This is a genomic window from Microbulbifer maximicatervae (SeqCode) (assembly GCF_056232625.1).
Genome location: NZ_CP174324.1, coordinates 5,092,495 through 5,108,056, shown reverse-complemented (window position 1 = coordinate 5,108,056; position 15,562 = coordinate 5,092,495). Strand labels below are relative to the sequence as shown.

The window sequence follows — 15,562 nt, the reverse complement described above, 5'->3', positions numbered from 1 at the left end:
CGGTTTCGAGGGATAGCTCCATGCTCTGGCTTTGTATTCAATTCCCCAGGCTTCCGTTAGAGGTTCTGACCCGCGCTCAGCAACAAGGAGAAGAGGCTCTACCCCAAGTTGTGGTTGAAAAACAGTTGGTGATTAATAGAAACCCAGCGGCATCTCAATGCGGCGTTGAGACCGGGCTCAGTATTGCCACTGCGTTTGCTCTCTGTGCAGACTTACAGCTGCTACAACGCGATTCCCAGCGGGAACAACAAGAGTTACAGCAACTGGGCCAGTGGGCATACAGCTTTACACCACTTGTATCACCTCAGTCCGCAGGGCCTTTGAGCAATGGTGAGAGCACTCCCGCCCATCTCTTCCTGGAGCTGAGCGGCTGCCTAAAGGCCAACGGTGGCTTCAAAGCATTGATAAAGCAACTGAGCGAAGAGCTTGAGCAGATGGGAATCCACAGCCTGATGGGCCTCGGCCACAGCCCCAGTGCAGCTCATATGCTAAGCCAACTGACCGAACACCGGCACTGGCTTGCGCGATCAGATTCTCCACCCAGCCCTCAGCAGTGGAGACAGTGGATTAGCTTTGCCCCATCCAAGCTCCTTAATTGCGACAACAAAACTATTTCCAAGCTCTACGCATGTGGTATCAAGCGGGTAAGCCAACTGCTCGCTATTCCACTCTCTGAGGTAGGCTCTCGTTTTGGTCGCCCATTTGTGGACTACCTGGCACGCCTGAACGGGACTCGCCAAGATCCAGTCTGTAGTTATCAGCCCCCAGCACAATTCCGCAGCGAGCTATTTTTCCCCAGCCCCTTGGATAATAGCGAACAGCTGCTATTTCCTATCGGTCGCCTACTAAGGGAATTATGCTCCCAGTTGCATCGACGCCAGCTCTACACACAACAGTTAAATTGGCATATGGATTTCGGCCAAAATAAATCTCAGGAAATAACCGTAGAACTCTCCACTCCGCAGTTGGACCCTCAACGCTTAATAGCACTAACCAAGCTGCAAATGGAAAGAGTAACTCTTGATCAGCCAGTGCAGTCCATCAGCTTAAATTGTAAGCATTTACTCCCCTTGGAGCAGGGATCACTGGATGAAGATTTATTTGGTGAAGGCAGCCAACATAAACGCAGTCAACAGCTATTAGACAAATTAAAAGCCCGCCTCGGTCATCAAGCACTCTCGGGAATTGCCCTAAAAGAAAGCTACCTACCAGAGCAGGCCTGGCAAAATACAGATACTCTGATAATTAAAAGTAACGCTAAGGGACAGCAAATTAAGCCCATCCAAGCACCGCGCCCCAACTGGCTATTAGCTCATCCAACCAAACTGGAAAGTAGCGGGCACAAATTATTTTATCAGGGAGAGCTACAACTATTACAGGGGCCAGAGCGAATTGATGGCTATTGGTGGCAGCACGGGCGTCATGGGCGGGATTACTATATCGCAAGAAATAAAAGAGATGAGCTCTACTGGGTCTTTCAGGATCTTACAACCGAAGAGTGGTTTTTACATGGCGTCTATAGCTAAACCTAAACCCCCTTCTTAATACTGATCTTCACCAAAATCCCAACCCCATCACAATCAACAGATAGACGCCGAGAGAATCAGCATGAGGTACGCCGAACTCTTTTGTCAAAGCAATTTTTCTTTTCTGCAGGGGGCATCGCATCCGCAGGAATTAGTCCACACTGCTTACAAATTGCAATATACAGCCCTTGCTATCACCGATGAATGCTCTCTTTCCGGAGCCGTTAGAGCCTATAAAGAACTTGAAACCATCAAGTCTACAGACTCTAAAAATCCCGAGTTTAAACTAATTTTTGGCAGTTATTTCCGGCTCCATAACAGCATAGAAATAGTTCTACTAGCTCCGGACAAAACTGCCTACAGCGAGCTATGCCAGTTAATTTCAAAATCACGCTTAAGGGCAAAAAAAGGAACCTACATTACTTATCAAAGTGACTTGGTAGAGTTATGTAAAAACCTAATTGCCATCTGGATTCCAAATTTTAATGAGATAGAAATACCTGAAGAAATCAAAAAAACCTTCAGCGAACGGCTTTACATTGCCATCAATAATCACCTACACGCAGAGGAAAGCCTTAAGTCCAATAGAGTTACTGAGCTTGCAAGAAGAGAGAATATTTCCTTGGTTGCAACCAATCATGTCTTGATGCACTGCTATAGCCGAAAGCCACTACAAGATGTACTCAATGCAAATTACCATAACTGTACCCTGGATAATCTAGGGTATCGTATTGAGCAAAATGCTGAACGTTATCTTCGCAGCTTAGGTGATATCCAGTCGTTACACTCCAAAGAGTCTATAGACAATACCAACCTCATTGCCAAACAATGTACTTTTTGCTTGAGCGAACTCAGTTACGAATACCCATCAGAAGTTATCCCTCAAGAAAGTAATGCGAGCAGCTATTTAAAAAAGCTAGTACAAATAGGAAGGGCTGCTCGCTGGCCACAGGGCCCTGAAAAGAGAATTGATGAGATTATCAATAAAGAACTCGCAATAATAGCAGAACTGCAATATGAGCATTACTTTCTAACCATTTACGATATAGTCCAGTTTGCCCGCGAAAATCATATCTTGTACCAGGGCCGTGGCTCCGCAGCCAATTCAGTAGTTTGCTACTGCCTATTCATCACAGAGATAGATCCTCATAAAATTGGATTGCTATTTGAACGGTTTATCTCACGGGAACGCAATGAACCCCCAGATATTGATGTAGACTTTGAGCACGAACGACGTGAAGAAGTTATTCAGTATATTTACACAAAATATAGCCGCGAAAGAGCTGGACTTACCGCTAGTAAGATCACCTACCGCTTTAAAAGCGCCGTAAGGGATATCGGCAAAGCCCTTGGTATCAACGCTGCCACAATAGAACAACTTATTGCTGAACGCGCCTGGTGGGACACTCTAGATAGCTTCCCCCAACAAATGCAGAAAGTGGGAATAGATCCGAGCAGTGCAATAGGAAAAATGTTCCCACAGTTACTGCAGCAAATATATGGTTTTCCAAGACATCTATCGCAACATGTAGGCGGTTTTGTTATTACAGAACAACCATTACACCAGCTGGTTCCAATTGAAAATGCCGCTATGGAGGATCGCACCCTAATCCAGTGGGACAAAGAGGATATAGAAGATTTAAAACTAATGAAGGTCGATGTGCTCGCGCTGGGTATGCTAACTGCACTGCGTAAATCCCTGAAATATATTGCTCTATACGGCCCCAAATTGCGATTGCAGGATATTCCCGCCGAAGATCCACAGGTCTACGAAATGATGTGCAAGGCCGATACCGTTGGAGTCTTTCAAATTGAATCTCGCGCTCAAATGAGCATGCTGCCAAGGTTACAACCTCGAAATTTTTATGAGCTTACTATAGAGATCGCCATTGTCCGCCCCGGACCAATTCAAGGCGGCATGGTACACCCCTATTTGAAACGCAAGCAGGGGTTGGAGACCGTGCGCTACCCTCATAACAGTTTACGCCCAGTGCTTGAGCGCACTCTCGGTGTGCCTATATTTCAAGAACAAGTTATTCAACTGTCGATGGTCGCAGCAGGGTTTAGCGGTGGTGAAGCGGATGAGCTTCGCCGAGCCATGGCCAGCTGGGGAAAAAATGGGGACTTGTATAAATTCAGGGATAAGCTTGTGCGGGGAATGCAAAGTAATGGCTATAGGGAAAGTTTTGCTGAGCAGCTCTTCAACCAGATGAAGGGGTTTGGCTCCTATGGCTTCCCCGAATCTCACTCTGCAAGCTTTGCGCTTTTAGCCTATTTTTCTGCCTGGATTAAATGTCATCATCCAGCGGCCTTTTACTGCGGACTACTCAATAGCCAACCGATGGGCTTCTATGCACCGGCACAACTGGTTTATGACGCCCAGCGGCATGGGGTTAAGGTACTACCCATTGACGTACTCTATAGCGTTTGGGAGCATCACTTGGAGCTACATACCTCCTCATATTCTCGCGAGACAACACCCAGCGATCATCATCACCCGGAACTTAATAACTCATCGCCACAGGAAAACCCAAATTCTCAAATTCGAAGCCCGGCTCTTCGCCTGGGCATGCGCTTAATCAAAGGATTAAAGGAAACCACCGAACAAGATATTTTAAGACTCAGGCAAAAAATGAAGATCGAATCATTGGCGCAACTTCAAGAGCTCTCAAAAATTAACAGCGAGCAACTCTCTCACCTTGCCGACGCCAATGCATTTGTTAGCCTCTCTCACAATCGACATCAGGACAGCTGGATTTCTTTAGATCAGAATCACAACAACCAGCAGCAGAAATACATATCAACTAGCACAGAAAAAGAAGAGGCCTACAGGGATTATAAAAGTACTGGCCTAACCTTAAATCAGCACCCCGTTGCCCTACTTAGAAAACAGAAAAGATTTCAACGGTGTACTCAGGCAAAAGATATTGCAAACTGCTATGGGAGAGAAAAAATTGAAGTGATTGGCCTCGTCACTTGCCGACAGCGCCCCGGAAGCGCCTCGGGAGTCATGTTCTTAACGCTAGAAGACGAAACAGGGAGTATCAATATAGTGATCTATAAGGCTTATCAAGAAATCTACAAAACACAGATTACAAATGGTAATACATTAACAATTACTGGAAAGTTGCAACTCACCCAATCTTCAGGCGAGAAGAAATATAAAAGCCACCACCTAATTGCCGAAAGAATAATATGCCTTGACTACAACCCCCTTCAGAAATCAAGAAAGTTCCAGTAAATGTGAAACAATGATGAAACAAAAGTTAATTATCGCAACGGCTACTGCATCCGCAATATATGGAAAAGAATATTTTCGTGACACCGCTAAGAACCACAAAAAGAGGGATCCACCCTGAAAGAAAAACACCATCAAAAAAGGCGGGATAACCCGCCTTTTAGATAACTTATCTAAAGCTAGATATTACTCACGACAGTTAGCAGGCAGGAACTTATCGTCAATAGTAGTGAGGTCAGTGCTGCAATCCCAGGTAACAGTACCGGTGGAGTTATCATCTGTAATTGGTTGACCACCAATGTTCGGTACAAATGTAAGCACATTTTCAGTACCAAGCTGAGGAATGCCATCCATTGTCAGAGAAATCGCACCAGTGCCGGCAGTAATCACTACATCTCCTACCAAATCAGTCTTGACGTTATCGATATCACCTTCGACCACGGTTTTGTATGAGCCAATACCGGCCATACCACGATCAGCAAACATATCAGTAACGCCAATCTTGAGGGAGCTAGCCATAATCATCCCTTCAGATACCTTTGCGCGCACCGTGTAATCCTGGTAAGCGGGCAAAGCCACAGCAGCTAAAATACCGATGATCGCTACCACGATCATCAATTCAATCAGCGTAAAACCCTTTTGCATTTGCTTTTTCATTGTAACCGTCTCCATACAGACTTTAATAAAGTATGATTCCGTCAGGGTGTATGCCCTGTGAGGAAATCGCCAAATACGATACAAGGATTATGCCAAAGTTGGCAAGCCAAACAGAAGTAAAGGTTTTAGTGGTGGGCAACCCATCACCTTCTCGTCTAAGAGAGCAAGAATGAGTAACAACGTTTGACACAGCGGGTATAGTTGTGACGAATTTTGTCAGTATCTTCTGACAAATTTTACTTCACCGCTTTACCTAACTGAATCCGCTTAAGTTTGGCTCAAGTCCATTATTTCGCTATATTTCACGTTTCATCTTATTCCACTCAAGCTTTTATGGGTGGTGCAATCAATATGTGACGTGACGCACAAAATATTAGTGGCAGTGTAAGTAATGACAACCCCTCCCCTCAGTGGCCTAGCCAAGCGACTGGTTGCAGATCAAATACTCGATGAACCCACTGCGGCCTCTGCACTAAAAGCGGCAAAGAGAGAAGGGCAAACTTTCGCTCAACACCTCGTCGAGGCCAAACTTGTCAAGGGGCGTGAACTGGCTCGTATTGCCTCCCAGGCATTTGGCACCCCCCTGTTTGAGCTGAGCAGCTACAATTTTGAGCTGCTCCCCAAGGGAATTGTTGACGAAAAACTAATCAGTAAACATTTTGCCCTACCTCTTTATCAGCGCGGCAACCGGCTTTTTGTTGCTGTCGCCGACCCCACTAATTTATCTGCCCTGGACGAATTCAATTTTAATACCGGCCTCAATACTGACCCCGTGCTGGTCGAAGCTGAAAAGCTAGCCAAAGCTATTGAGAGCTACCTCTCGCAAAGCGACGATATGGGAGCAGGTCTCGAGGGGATTGATGATGAGGACCTGGAAGCACTCGATATCGATAATGGCGAGAGCGATGCCAGAAATGAGGATGAGCCCGGTGGTGACGAAGCTCCAGTTGTACGTTTTGTAAACAAAGTATTACTGGATGCTATACGTAGCGGCGCTTCTGATATTCACTTTGAGCCCTACGAGAAATCCTATCGGGTACGCTTCCGGACCGATGGTGTGTTACACGAGGTGGCCAAACCTCCCATTCAGTTGGCCACTCGGCTATCTGCCCGCCTGAAAGTGATGTCTAAGATGGATATCTCGGAAAAGCGGGTACCCCAGGACGGCCGTATTAAAATGAAGCTGTCCAAGACCAAAGCCATTGATTTTCGCGTGAATAGCTTACCCACCCTCTGGGGGGAGAAAATTGTCTTGCGAATTCTCGACCCCTCTTCAGCCAAGCTCGGCATTGATGCCCTAGGTTATGAGGACGAGCAAAAGAAAATCTATATGGATGCTTTGGCCCAACCACAGGGGATGATATTAGTTACCGGACCTACAGGCTCCGGAAAAACGGTTTCACTGTATACCGGGCTCAATATCCTCAATACAGCGGAGCGCAATATCTCTACTGCTGAAGATCCAGTGGAAATTAACCTGGAGGGGATAAACCAGGTTAACGTGTCTGCAAAAGTTGGACTCAATTTTGCGGAAGCCCTCCGCTCCTTTCTGCGACAAGATCCAGACATTGTAATGGTGGGGGAGATTCGCGACCTGGAAACAGCCGAAATTGCGATTAAAGCTGCCCAGACAGGCCACTTAGTGCTATCAACCCTACATACCAACTCGGCCCCCGAGACCCTAACTCGCCTGATGAATATGGGGGTCCCCACTTTTAATATCGCCACTTCTGTAAGTGTGATTATTGCCCAGCGCCTAGCACGCAGACTATGTAACGAATGCAAGAAGCCTGTCACTCTCCCCGATGAGGTTCTGACCGCCGAAGGGTTTGAAACCGTAAGCATCCCAAAGCAAGAGTGGAAACTCTTTCAGCCCGTTGGTTGTGAGCATTGCTCCAAGGGGTACAAAGGGCGCGTGGGTGTGTATGAAGTGGTTCGCATCACTGACGGCATCTCCAGAATTATAATGGAGGGAGGGAACTCTATTCAGATTGCCGACCAGGCTCGCGAAGAGGGCTTCAACAACTTGAGGGTATCAGCCCTGCAAAAAGTTGTAATGGGGGTCACTAGCTTGGAAGAAGCCAACAGAGTGACTAAGGATTAAGGGTAATTGTAGAGCACAGATTCCAGTATTCGGCTGAGAAAAGTTGAGATTCTAGAAACAACACATGGTATGTTTAACATTGCCCTTGTTTCAAAAACCTTTAACTTCTGGCTGTACCGGTGATCAGTTTTAAAAATAAAGAGTTAGCTCCCGCAAGTTTAGTAACTTCATGCAAGAGATAGAAAGCAGGAAGAGCACCTATGTCTAATGCCGCAGCAGTTGAATATATCTATAAAGGTATAGATAACAAAGGGAATAAAGTTCAGGGGGAGATCAGCGGTACTAGCCCAGCTCTGGTTAAGGCCCAGCTACGCAAACAGGGGATCATAGCCAACCGGGTACAAAAAAAACCTAAACCCCTCTTTGGCGGAGGGAGCAGGAAAATAAAACCGGCGGATATTGCCCTATTTACACGCCAAATGGCCACCATGATGAAAGCCGGTGTCCCGCTGGTTCAGAGTTTTGATATTGTCGCTGATGGCTTGGACAATCTCGGAGTTAAAGAGCTGATATTTAAGGTCCGGGACGATGTTGCATCCGGTACAGCATTTGCCGAGGCTCTACGCAAACACCCCCTGTATTTTGACGAGCTATTTTGTAATCTCGTAGCTTCCGGTGAGCAGTCTGGTGCACTGGAAACCATGCTGGATAGAATTGCCACTTACAAAGAGAAAACAGAGTCCCTAAAGGCAAAAATCAAAAAGGCAATGACCTACCCCATTGCCGTAGTGGTAGTAGCGGTTGTAGTTACTTCGATCCTATTAATTAAGGTTGTCCCGCAGTTTGCCGAAACTTTTTCCAGTTTTGGAGCAGACCTTCCCGCCTTTACTCAGCTTGTCGTAGGTATGTCCGAGTGGATGCAGGCAAACTGGATCATCGCCCTGATTATTACTATTGCCTCCATTGGCGGAACCCTTGAGCTGAAAAAACGCAACAAGAAAGTGGCAGACTTCTTTGACCGCCTTATACTCAAAGTGCCAATCATAGGGCAGATTACCTATAACTCGATTTCTGCTCGTTTTGCTAGAACTCTCTCTACAACCTTTGCTGCGGGCGTGCCCCTAATCGATGCCCTAAAATCTGTTGCTGGCGCCACCGGCAATACGGTTTACACTGAAGCAACACTTAAAATAAGAGACTCTGTCGCAACCGGGATTCCACTCAATGCTGCCCTTCGGTCATCAGGCCTCTTTCCCACCATGCTTGTACAAATGACGGCTATAGGTGAGGAGTCTGGCGCTTTAGATGAAATGCTAGGCAAAGCCGCTGACTACTACGAAGAAGCTGTCGACAATATGGTAGACAATCTCACCACTCTACTAGAGCCCATGATTATGGCCGTGCTCGGCATTTTGGTTGGCGGACTTATGATTGCCATGTACCTTCCAATCTTCCAGCTCGGACAAGTTGTCTAACTAATGCCAGATTTATTACTTCCTTATCCTGCGCTGCTACTATGCGGCGCTTTTATTTTAGGCCTTATCATAGGCAGCTTTCTTAATGTTGTTATCTTGCGCCTCCCAGTGATGATGGAGCGAGAATATAAGCGGGATTTCTATAGTTACTTTAATACAAAACCCTCTACTACCGAACAACAAGAGTTAGATCAGCCTTTTAACCTAGTGCTACCTCACTCCCACTGCCCCAAGTGCCAAGTGGAGATCAAGGCCTGGCAAAACATCCCAGTTATTAGCTACCTACTTCTTAGGGGAAAATGCGGCTCCTGCGGCACCGCTATTTCCTGGCGCTATCCAATGGTAGAACTGATTACCGGCATTCTGACCACTGTCGTTATCTGGCAGCTGGGCTTCACTTGGCAGGCACTGGCCGGATGTTTCTTCACCTGGACCCTGGTTGCTTTAACGGGTATTGATTTTGACAAACAGTTACTCCCCGACAATATCACCCTTCCACTACTCTGGGCCGGCTTGCTAATCAATATTTGGGGAGCGTTTGCTTCTCTGCAGGACGCAGTAATCGGTGCTATCGCCGGCTATCTATCACTTTGGCTAGTGTTCCACATCTTTAAGATTGTTACCGGCAAAGAAGGTATGGGGGCCGGTGACTTTAAAATCCTGGCAGCTATCGGCGCTTGGTTTGGCTGGCAAATACTGCCGATGGTCATCCTGCTTTCCGCTGTCGTGGGGGCTATTGCAGGAATTTCCTGGAGTATTGCCGTAGGGCGGGATCGCAACTTGCCCATCGCTTTTGGCCCCTACCTTGCCGGAGCCGGCTGGATCGCCATGCTTTGGGGTGATCAAATCATGAGCTGGTATTTCAATATCTCTGGTCTTAGCAGCTAAACGACCAACTCACTATTCTCCACCTATTTGCTTTACTATGACCCCGGCCAGCTATCTGGCCGGGGTTTTTATTTATACCGCAACCTATTTATTCTTGGGGAGGGCAGCCATTGTTTACCGTAGGCTTAACCGGCGGGATCGGTAGCGGAAAGTCAGCAGCAGCTGGGTATTTCCGTGGCCTGGGCATTAATGTAGTAGATGCAGACTGGGCGGCAAGGGTTGTGGTACAACCGGGAAAGCCCGCTCTGGAACAGATAGCCCGACACTTCGGGGCCGATGTCTTACTGGAAAGTGGCGAATTAAACCGGAGCAAACTGCGCACACTGATATTTGACGACCCAGGCGAACGGCAATGGCTGGAAAGTCTATTACACCCACTGATAAGAGAGGAGATAACCTCCTCACTGAACGCAAGTCAGGGGCCCTACGCGATACTGGAATCCCCCCTCCTGATTGAGTCAGGCCAATATGAGCTCGTAAACAGGATTTGTGTAGTCGATCTACCTGAGGCTTTGCAGCTTGAGCGCGCCAGCGCGCGCGATAACAGCCAGCAGGAACAGATTCGCAAAATCATGGCGGCCCAACTGACAAGGGAGCAACGACTAGAGAAGGCAGATGATGTGCTGGATAACGCTAGTGACTTAGCCTCACTCAAAGCTCAAGTAGAGCAGCTCCACCGGGAATACTTACGGATTGCTCGGCTGGAACAGTCGAGCTAAGTTAATTAGAGTACAATTCCGATTCAGATCACTTTAGAGCCCAAGCTAACTTATGCCTAAATCTAGCGTAACGCCGACACTCAACTGCCCTACCTGCAAAAAGCCCATTGAATGGAGCGATAAGTTTCCCTTCAAACCTTTTTGTAGCGAACGTTGCAAGCTGATTGATCTCGGCGAATGGGCTAGTGAGGGACACAAGATTCCCGGGGAGTCAGTGTATGACGATGTGCTGAGCGATGACCTGGACCCGAACAAGCCCCGCCATTAAGGCCATCCAACTCACTTGAACAGCTGCCTGCAAGCAGCTGTTCAAGATGAAGCTTAGGATAAACGCCCTTTTACCGCTTCAATAATCGCTTGATTGGCATCGGGGAAGTGGAAGTTATCCAGCTCCCCAGCAGACACCCACTTGATTTCCTGCTGCTCTCGTCCAAGGGCCTCACCCGCGAACTGCGTTACCTGCCAAGTATCCAGCAGCACGGTTTTTTCAGGGTAATCGTGACGAATTTCTACTAGCGGCTGCAACTCCTGTACTTCAATGGCCACTTCTTCAAGCAGCTCCCTATAGAGCGCCTCCTGCACAGACTCACCTGCTTCCACCTTGCCACCGGGAAATTCCCAGCGCCCTCCCATATGCAAATGGTCGGGACGACGGGCAATCAGGATTTTGCCATCCCCTCGGGTTACTACACCGACAGCAACATGGACAACCTTACTCACTCTACTACCTCAAGTCCGATATTCTGCGTTGATGGTGACATACTCGTGAGAGAAGTCACAGGTCCAGATATGCTCACTGCAGACACCGCGACCCAGCTCTATACGGATTTTAAATTCGGGTTTTGAAAATACCCGCTCTCCAGCCTGCTCTTGATATCCAGATGCGCGCCCACCGGCACTTACCACCTGTACATCATCGAGGAAAATCTCCACCTTATCGGTGTCTAACTCGCCTTGGATAGCATTGCCGATCGCCATAACTAGCCGACCCCAGTTAGGGTCTGAAGCATAAAGTGCAGTTTTCACCAGCGGAGAATCACCGACTTCAAAAGCTACTGCCAAGGCCTCTTCACTGCTGAGCGCGCCATCCACTTGTACGGTAACAAACTTGGTCGCCCCCTCACCGTCCCTGACAATGGCCTGGGCCAGCTCTATATGTATTTCCGAAATTGCTCTGTACAGCTCCAGGTAGCCAGTGTTCTCAGAGCTGCTGATCATCTCCCCCCGCGCACCTGTGGCCATCAAAACACAAGCATCATTCGTCGAGGTATCTCCGTCTACGCTAATTCGATTAAATGAAGCCGCGACAACTTCGCGCACCATTTGATTTAGCAGGGGCTGCGTTACACCGGCATCAGTGGCGACATAGGCGAGCATGGTAGCCATATTCGGCTGGATCATGCCGGAACCTTTGGCAATACCGACAACGGCAATCTCTTCACCATTAATCATTAACTTGCGGCTCGCAATCTTTGGCCGGGTGTCCGTAGTCATAATGGACTCGGCCGCCAACTCCCATCCGGCGGGATCAAGCTGTCCAGCAGACCCCGAAATAGCAGCGAGTAACCTCTCCATCGGTAAGTGCTCACCAATGACGCCAGTACTAAAAGGCAATACTTGTTCAGCAGAAATCTTCAGTGCATCTGCCACCGCCTCACATGTAGCCCGGGCATCCGCCAGCCCCCTTACCCCAGTAGCGGCATTGGCATTGCCGGCATTAACGACCAGGGCTCGCACTTCTCCTTTGGCGATATGCTCTTTAGCAACCGTTACTGGAGCCGCACAAAAAGTATTCTGGGTAAAAGTGGCTGCAACTGAAGTCCCTTCAGCAAGCTCAACCAACAACAGGTCATTGCGTTCCCAGTCTTTGACCCTGGCAGGTACACTGGCGAGGCGAACTCCTTCGACAACGGGTATGGATAATTCAGGCATAAGAATAACGACTTTGGGCTATCACAGCGCAGGCAAACCTAGACCCCGGTCCACCCAAACGGATTAGCGGAAATAAATGAGCGGTCGACATTATCAAAGCCGAACCTCAGTAAGGCAAGCCAAAAATAGACTTATCTGCGGAATGGAAACTTTTTTCCGCAGATAATTCTTTTGCCGATTAAAAAAATACCCCGCTAAGCGGGGCACTTTCTGAATTCAAGCAGTAAATAATTAGCTCTGGGTAGAGGAAGCCAGCTTACCGTGACACTGCTTGTACTTTTTCCCGGAGCCACAGGGGCAGGGATCATTGCGCCCGACTTTAGGACCGCGACGCTCCGGTGCCGGGGTAGCCGGCTGCTGCTCCTTGGGCTCACTTTCTGGAAGCGCCGAAGCTTGAGCGTGTTGCAGCTCAAGCTGCTGCCTGCGCTGCTCTTCCAGGCGACGCTGCTCCATCTCTTCCGCTTGCTCACGAGTCATCGGCTCTACGTGGGCAAGAATACGCACCACTTCATGCTTGAGGTTCTCCAGCATGCTCTGGAACAGGTGGAAAGACTCGCGCTTGAATTCCTGCTTAGGGTTTTTGTTGGCGTAAGCCCGCAAACCAATACCCGCACGCAAGTGGTCCATGCTGGAAAGGTGCTCCTTCCACAACTGATCCAATACTTGCAGCATAATCTGACGCTCGATAGTCGGCATCAGATTGGCATCACCGGAAGATTCACCAATGCGGGAAACTTTTGCAGCATAGGCTTCCTGCGCGGCGACAGTAATCTTTTTCCGCAGGCTCTCTTCGTGCAGAGTGCGATCTTCATCGAGCCACTGCTGAACCGGCAACTGGATACCCAATTCGCCAGAGAGCTGCTGCTCCAGGGCTGGAATATCCCACTGCTCTTCCACGCTCTGAGGGGGGATAGAACCGGAGACAATACCATCGACCACATCTTCACGAATGGCAGAGATCGTGTCACTGATAACCTCAGCTTCCAGCAGCTCATTGCGCTGGCCGTAAATCACCTGACGCTGGTCATTGGCCACGTCATCGTATTCCAACAACTGTTTGCGAATATCAAAGTTGCGGCCTTCAACACGACGTTGGGCTTTTTCGATAGCGTTGGAAACCATGCGGTGCTCAATCGCCTCACCGCGCTCCATACCCAGCATCTGCATAAAATTCTTCACCCGGTCAGAGGCGAAGATGCGCATAAGGTTATCTTCCAGGGATAAGTAGAAACGAGTAACACCCGGGTCACCCTGGCGACCTGCACGGCCTCGCAGCTGGTTATCAATACGGCGGGACTCATGGCGCTCAGTACCGATAATATGCAGACCGCCCGCAGCGATCACCTGCTCGTGGCGCTTATTCCAATCTTCCTTGACTTGTGCGAGCTCCGCTTCAGTCAGCTCACTACCCTTCTCCTGGGCCAGGGCTGCCGCTTCAGCCTCCCAATTACCGCCAAGAACAATGTCGGTACCGCGACCAGCCATATTGGTAGCGATAGTCACTGCACCCGGGCGACCCGCCTGGGCGATAATCTGTGCTTCGCGCTCGTGGTATTTCGCGTTGAGAACCTGATGCTTAATTCCCGCCTTTTGCAACTTGCGGGACATTTCTTCAGAGGTTTCGATAGAAGCGGTACCGACAAGGATTGGAGCCTGCTTTTCGCGACAGTGCTTCACATCCTCAATAATCGCTTCCATCTTCTCTTCCTGGCTCAGGTAAACCAGGTCATTGAGATCTTCACGTTGAATTTGCTTATTGGTGGGGATCACCACCACGTCCAGGCCATAAATTTGCTGGAATTCAAACGCTTCTGTATCCGCAGTACCGGTCATTCCCGCAAGTTTGGGGTAGAAGCGGAACAGGTTCTGGAATGTTGTAGAAGCGAGGGTCTGGCTCTCACTCTGAATCTGCACACTCTCTTTTGCTTCCAGCGCCTGGTGCAAGCCTTCGGAGAGACGGCGACCGGGCATGGTCCGACCTGTGTGCTCATCAATTAACACCACCTGGCCGTTCTGCACGATGTAATCCACATCGCGGTTAAACAGCACATGCGCGCGCAGGGCGGCGTGCACGTGGTGCAACAGGCCCAGGTTCCCAGGGGCGTAAAGGGACTGATCTTCCTTCATCAACCCACTGCGTGACAGCAGGTCTTCGATCAACAAGTGGCCCTGCTCCGTCAGCTCAACCTGGCGAGTCTTTTCATCAACGGTGTAGTGCCCCTCACCACCTTCTTCGGCACGCTCCAGCTGGGGAACCAACTTATTCATTGCCATATAAAGGTGAGAAGAGTCTTCAGCGGCTCCAGAAATAATCAACGGAGTACGCGCCTCATCGATCAGGATGGAATCCACCTCATCGACAATAGCGAAGTTCTGAGGGCGCTGGGTACGGTCCTCTTTGCGCAACACCATGTTGTCACGCAGGTAATCAAAACCGAATTCGTTATTAGTGCCGTAAGTAATGTCAGCCTCATAGGCCGCTTTCTTTTCTTCCGGTGGCTGCTGGGAAACAATAACTCCCACTGTCATACCCAGGAATTCATACACCGGGCGCATCCAATTGGCATCCCGCGAAGCGAGGTAATCGTTCACCGTAACAATATGAACGCCCTTACCTTCAAGTGCATTCAGATAGGCCGGCAGGGTTGCAACCAGGGTTTTACCTTCACCGGTACGCATTTCTGCAATACGTCCTTCATGCAGGGTCATCCCGCCGATCAGCTGAACATCGAAGTGGCGCATGCCCATGGCCCGACGACCCGCTTCACGCACTGCAGCAAACGCCTCAGGCAGGATTTGATCGAGCTTTTCCCCGTCAGCGAGTCGCTGCCTAAACTCATCCGTTTTAGCCCGCAGGCCTGCATCGTCAAGCTTCTGGAAATCCTCTTCCAAAGCGTTGATCTTTCCCACGACGCGTCGCATGCGCTTCAGCTCGCGGTCATTTTTTGAACCAAAGACCGATTTAATCAGTTTGCCAATCATTATCTAGAAACCACTTATCTTATTTGCGCTGTCGGCGCTAATATCGGGCAGATCGATGCACCGACGCTCCTTTATGCGAGGGGTGCAAGTAAACAGGAAGG

11 protein-coding genes are annotated in these 15,562 nt (G+C 48.9%); 7 read left to right on the top strand and 4 right to left on the bottom strand.

The window, feature by feature from the left end; translation table 11 throughout:
• Nucleotides 1–20 precede the first annotated feature (20 nt).
• Together ACJJI6_RS22230 and ACJJI6_RS22225 are read left to right on the top strand one after the other, a co-directional pair.
• Complete coding sequence (locus tag ACJJI6_RS22230; protein WP_475712078.1) at nucleotides 21–1,526, top strand: Y-family DNA polymerase; 1,506 nt, start codon at nucleotides 21–23, stop codon at nucleotides 1,524–1,526.
• An 82-nt stretch (nucleotides 1,527–1,608) separates the two neighbouring features.
• The gene (locus ACJJI6_RS22225; RefSeq protein ID WP_475712077.1) at nucleotides 1,609–4,767 is read left to right on the top strand and encodes an error-prone DNA polymerase; all 3,159 of its coding nucleotides are present in this window, start codon (nucleotides 1,609–1,611) and stop codon (nucleotides 4,765–4,767) included.
• Nucleotides 4,768–4,950: 183 nt separating this feature from the next.
• Here the strand turns inward: ACJJI6_RS22225 and ACJJI6_RS22220 are convergent, their stop codons facing one another.
• Nucleotides 4,951–5,421 carry a pilin gene (locus ACJJI6_RS22220; protein WP_475712076.1) on the bottom strand — a complete coding sequence of 157 codons (471 nt, stop codon included), beginning with the start codon at nucleotides 5,419–5,421 and terminating at the stop codon, nucleotides 4,951–4,953.
• Nucleotides 5,422–5,812: 391 nt separating this feature from the next.
• On the opposite strand from ACJJI6_RS22220, the gene pilB reads away from it, so the two are divergent.
• From pilB to yacG, 5 genes are all read left to right on the top strand, one after another.
• Nucleotides 5,813–7,525, top strand: a complete 1,713-nt coding sequence (gene pilB, locus ACJJI6_RS22215; RefSeq protein WP_475712075.1) for a type IV-A pilus assembly ATPase PilB — start codon at nucleotides 5,813–5,815, stop codon at nucleotides 7,523–7,525.
• A gap of 200 nt (nucleotides 7,526–7,725) precedes the next feature.
• Entirely contained in the window at nucleotides 7,726–8,940 is a 1,215-nt protein-coding gene (locus tag ACJJI6_RS22210) for a type II secretion system F family protein (protein ID WP_475712074.1), read from the top strand.
• A 3-nt stretch (nucleotides 8,941–8,943) separates the two neighbouring features.
• Nucleotides 8,944–9,828, top strand: coding sequence for a prepilin peptidase (locus ACJJI6_RS22205; protein WP_475712073.1), 885 nt, complete (start codon nucleotides 8,944–8,946; stop codon nucleotides 9,826–9,828).
• Nucleotides 9,829–9,938: 110 nt separating this feature from the next.
• Nucleotides 9,939–10,547 (top strand): dephospho-CoA kinase, encoded by a 609-nt coding sequence (gene coaE / locus ACJJI6_RS22200; protein ID WP_475712072.1) that lies wholly within the window; start codon nucleotides 9,939–9,941, stop codon nucleotides 10,545–10,547.
• Nucleotides 10,548–10,599: 52 nt separating this feature from the next.
• Nucleotides 10,600–10,815 (top strand): DNA gyrase inhibitor YacG, encoded by a 216-nt coding sequence (yacG, locus tag ACJJI6_RS22195; protein WP_108734183.1) that lies wholly within the window; start codon nucleotides 10,600–10,602, stop codon nucleotides 10,813–10,815.
• A 53-nt stretch (nucleotides 10,816–10,868) separates the two neighbouring features.
• On the opposite strand, the gene mutT is transcribed toward yacG, so the two are convergent.
• The 3 genes from mutT to secA form a co-directional block, all read right to left on the bottom strand.
• A complete protein-coding gene (mutT, locus tag ACJJI6_RS22190; protein WP_475712071.1) occupies nucleotides 10,869–11,267 on the bottom strand; it encodes an 8-oxo-dGTP diphosphatase MutT in 399 nt (132 codons plus the stop codon).
• A gap of 9 nt (nucleotides 11,268–11,276) precedes the next feature.
• The gene (gene argJ / locus ACJJI6_RS22185; RefSeq protein ID WP_475712070.1) at nucleotides 11,277–12,479 is read right to left on the bottom strand and encodes a bifunctional glutamate N-acetyltransferase/amino-acid acetyltransferase ArgJ; all 1,203 of its coding nucleotides are present in this window, start codon (nucleotides 12,477–12,479) and stop codon (nucleotides 11,277–11,279) included.
• A gap of 231 nt (nucleotides 12,480–12,710) precedes the next feature.
• Nucleotides 12,711–15,461, bottom strand: a complete 2,751-nt coding sequence (gene secA, locus ACJJI6_RS22180; protein ID WP_444896374.1) for a preprotein translocase subunit SecA — start codon at nucleotides 15,459–15,461, stop codon at nucleotides 12,711–12,713.
• Nucleotides 15,462–15,562 lie beyond the last annotated feature (101 nt).

Coding starts and splice junctions, on each gene's coding strand:
- ACJJI6_RS22230 (WP_475712078.1), top strand. CDS start 21: ATGCTCTGGCTTTGTATTCAATTCCCCAGGCTTCCGTTAGAGGTTCTG.
- ACJJI6_RS22225 (WP_475712077.1), top strand. CDS start 1,609: ATGAGGTACGCCGAACTCTTTTGTCAAAGCAATTTTTCTTTTCTGCAG.
- ACJJI6_RS22220 (WP_475712076.1), bottom strand. CDS start 5,421: ATGAAAAAGCAAATGCAAAAGGGTTTTACGCTGATTGAATTGATGATC.
- pilB (WP_475712075.1), top strand. CDS start 5,813: ATGACAACCCCTCCCCTCAGTGGCCTAGCCAAGCGACTGGTTGCAGAT.
- ACJJI6_RS22210 (WP_475712074.1), top strand. CDS start 7,726: ATGTCTAATGCCGCAGCAGTTGAATATATCTATAAAGGTATAGATAAC.
- ACJJI6_RS22205 (WP_475712073.1), top strand. CDS start 8,944: ATGCCAGATTTATTACTTCCTTATCCTGCGCTGCTACTATGCGGCGCT.
- yacG (WP_108734183.1), top strand. CDS start 10,600: ATGCCTAAATCTAGCGTAACGCCGACACTCAACTGCCCTACCTGCAAA.
- argJ (WP_475712070.1), bottom strand. CDS start 12,479: ATGCCTGAATTATCCATACCCGTTGTCGAAGGAGTTCGCCTCGCCAGT.
- secA (WP_444896374.1), bottom strand. CDS start 15,461: ATGATTGGCAAACTGATTAAATCGGTCTTTGGTTCAAAAAATGACCGC.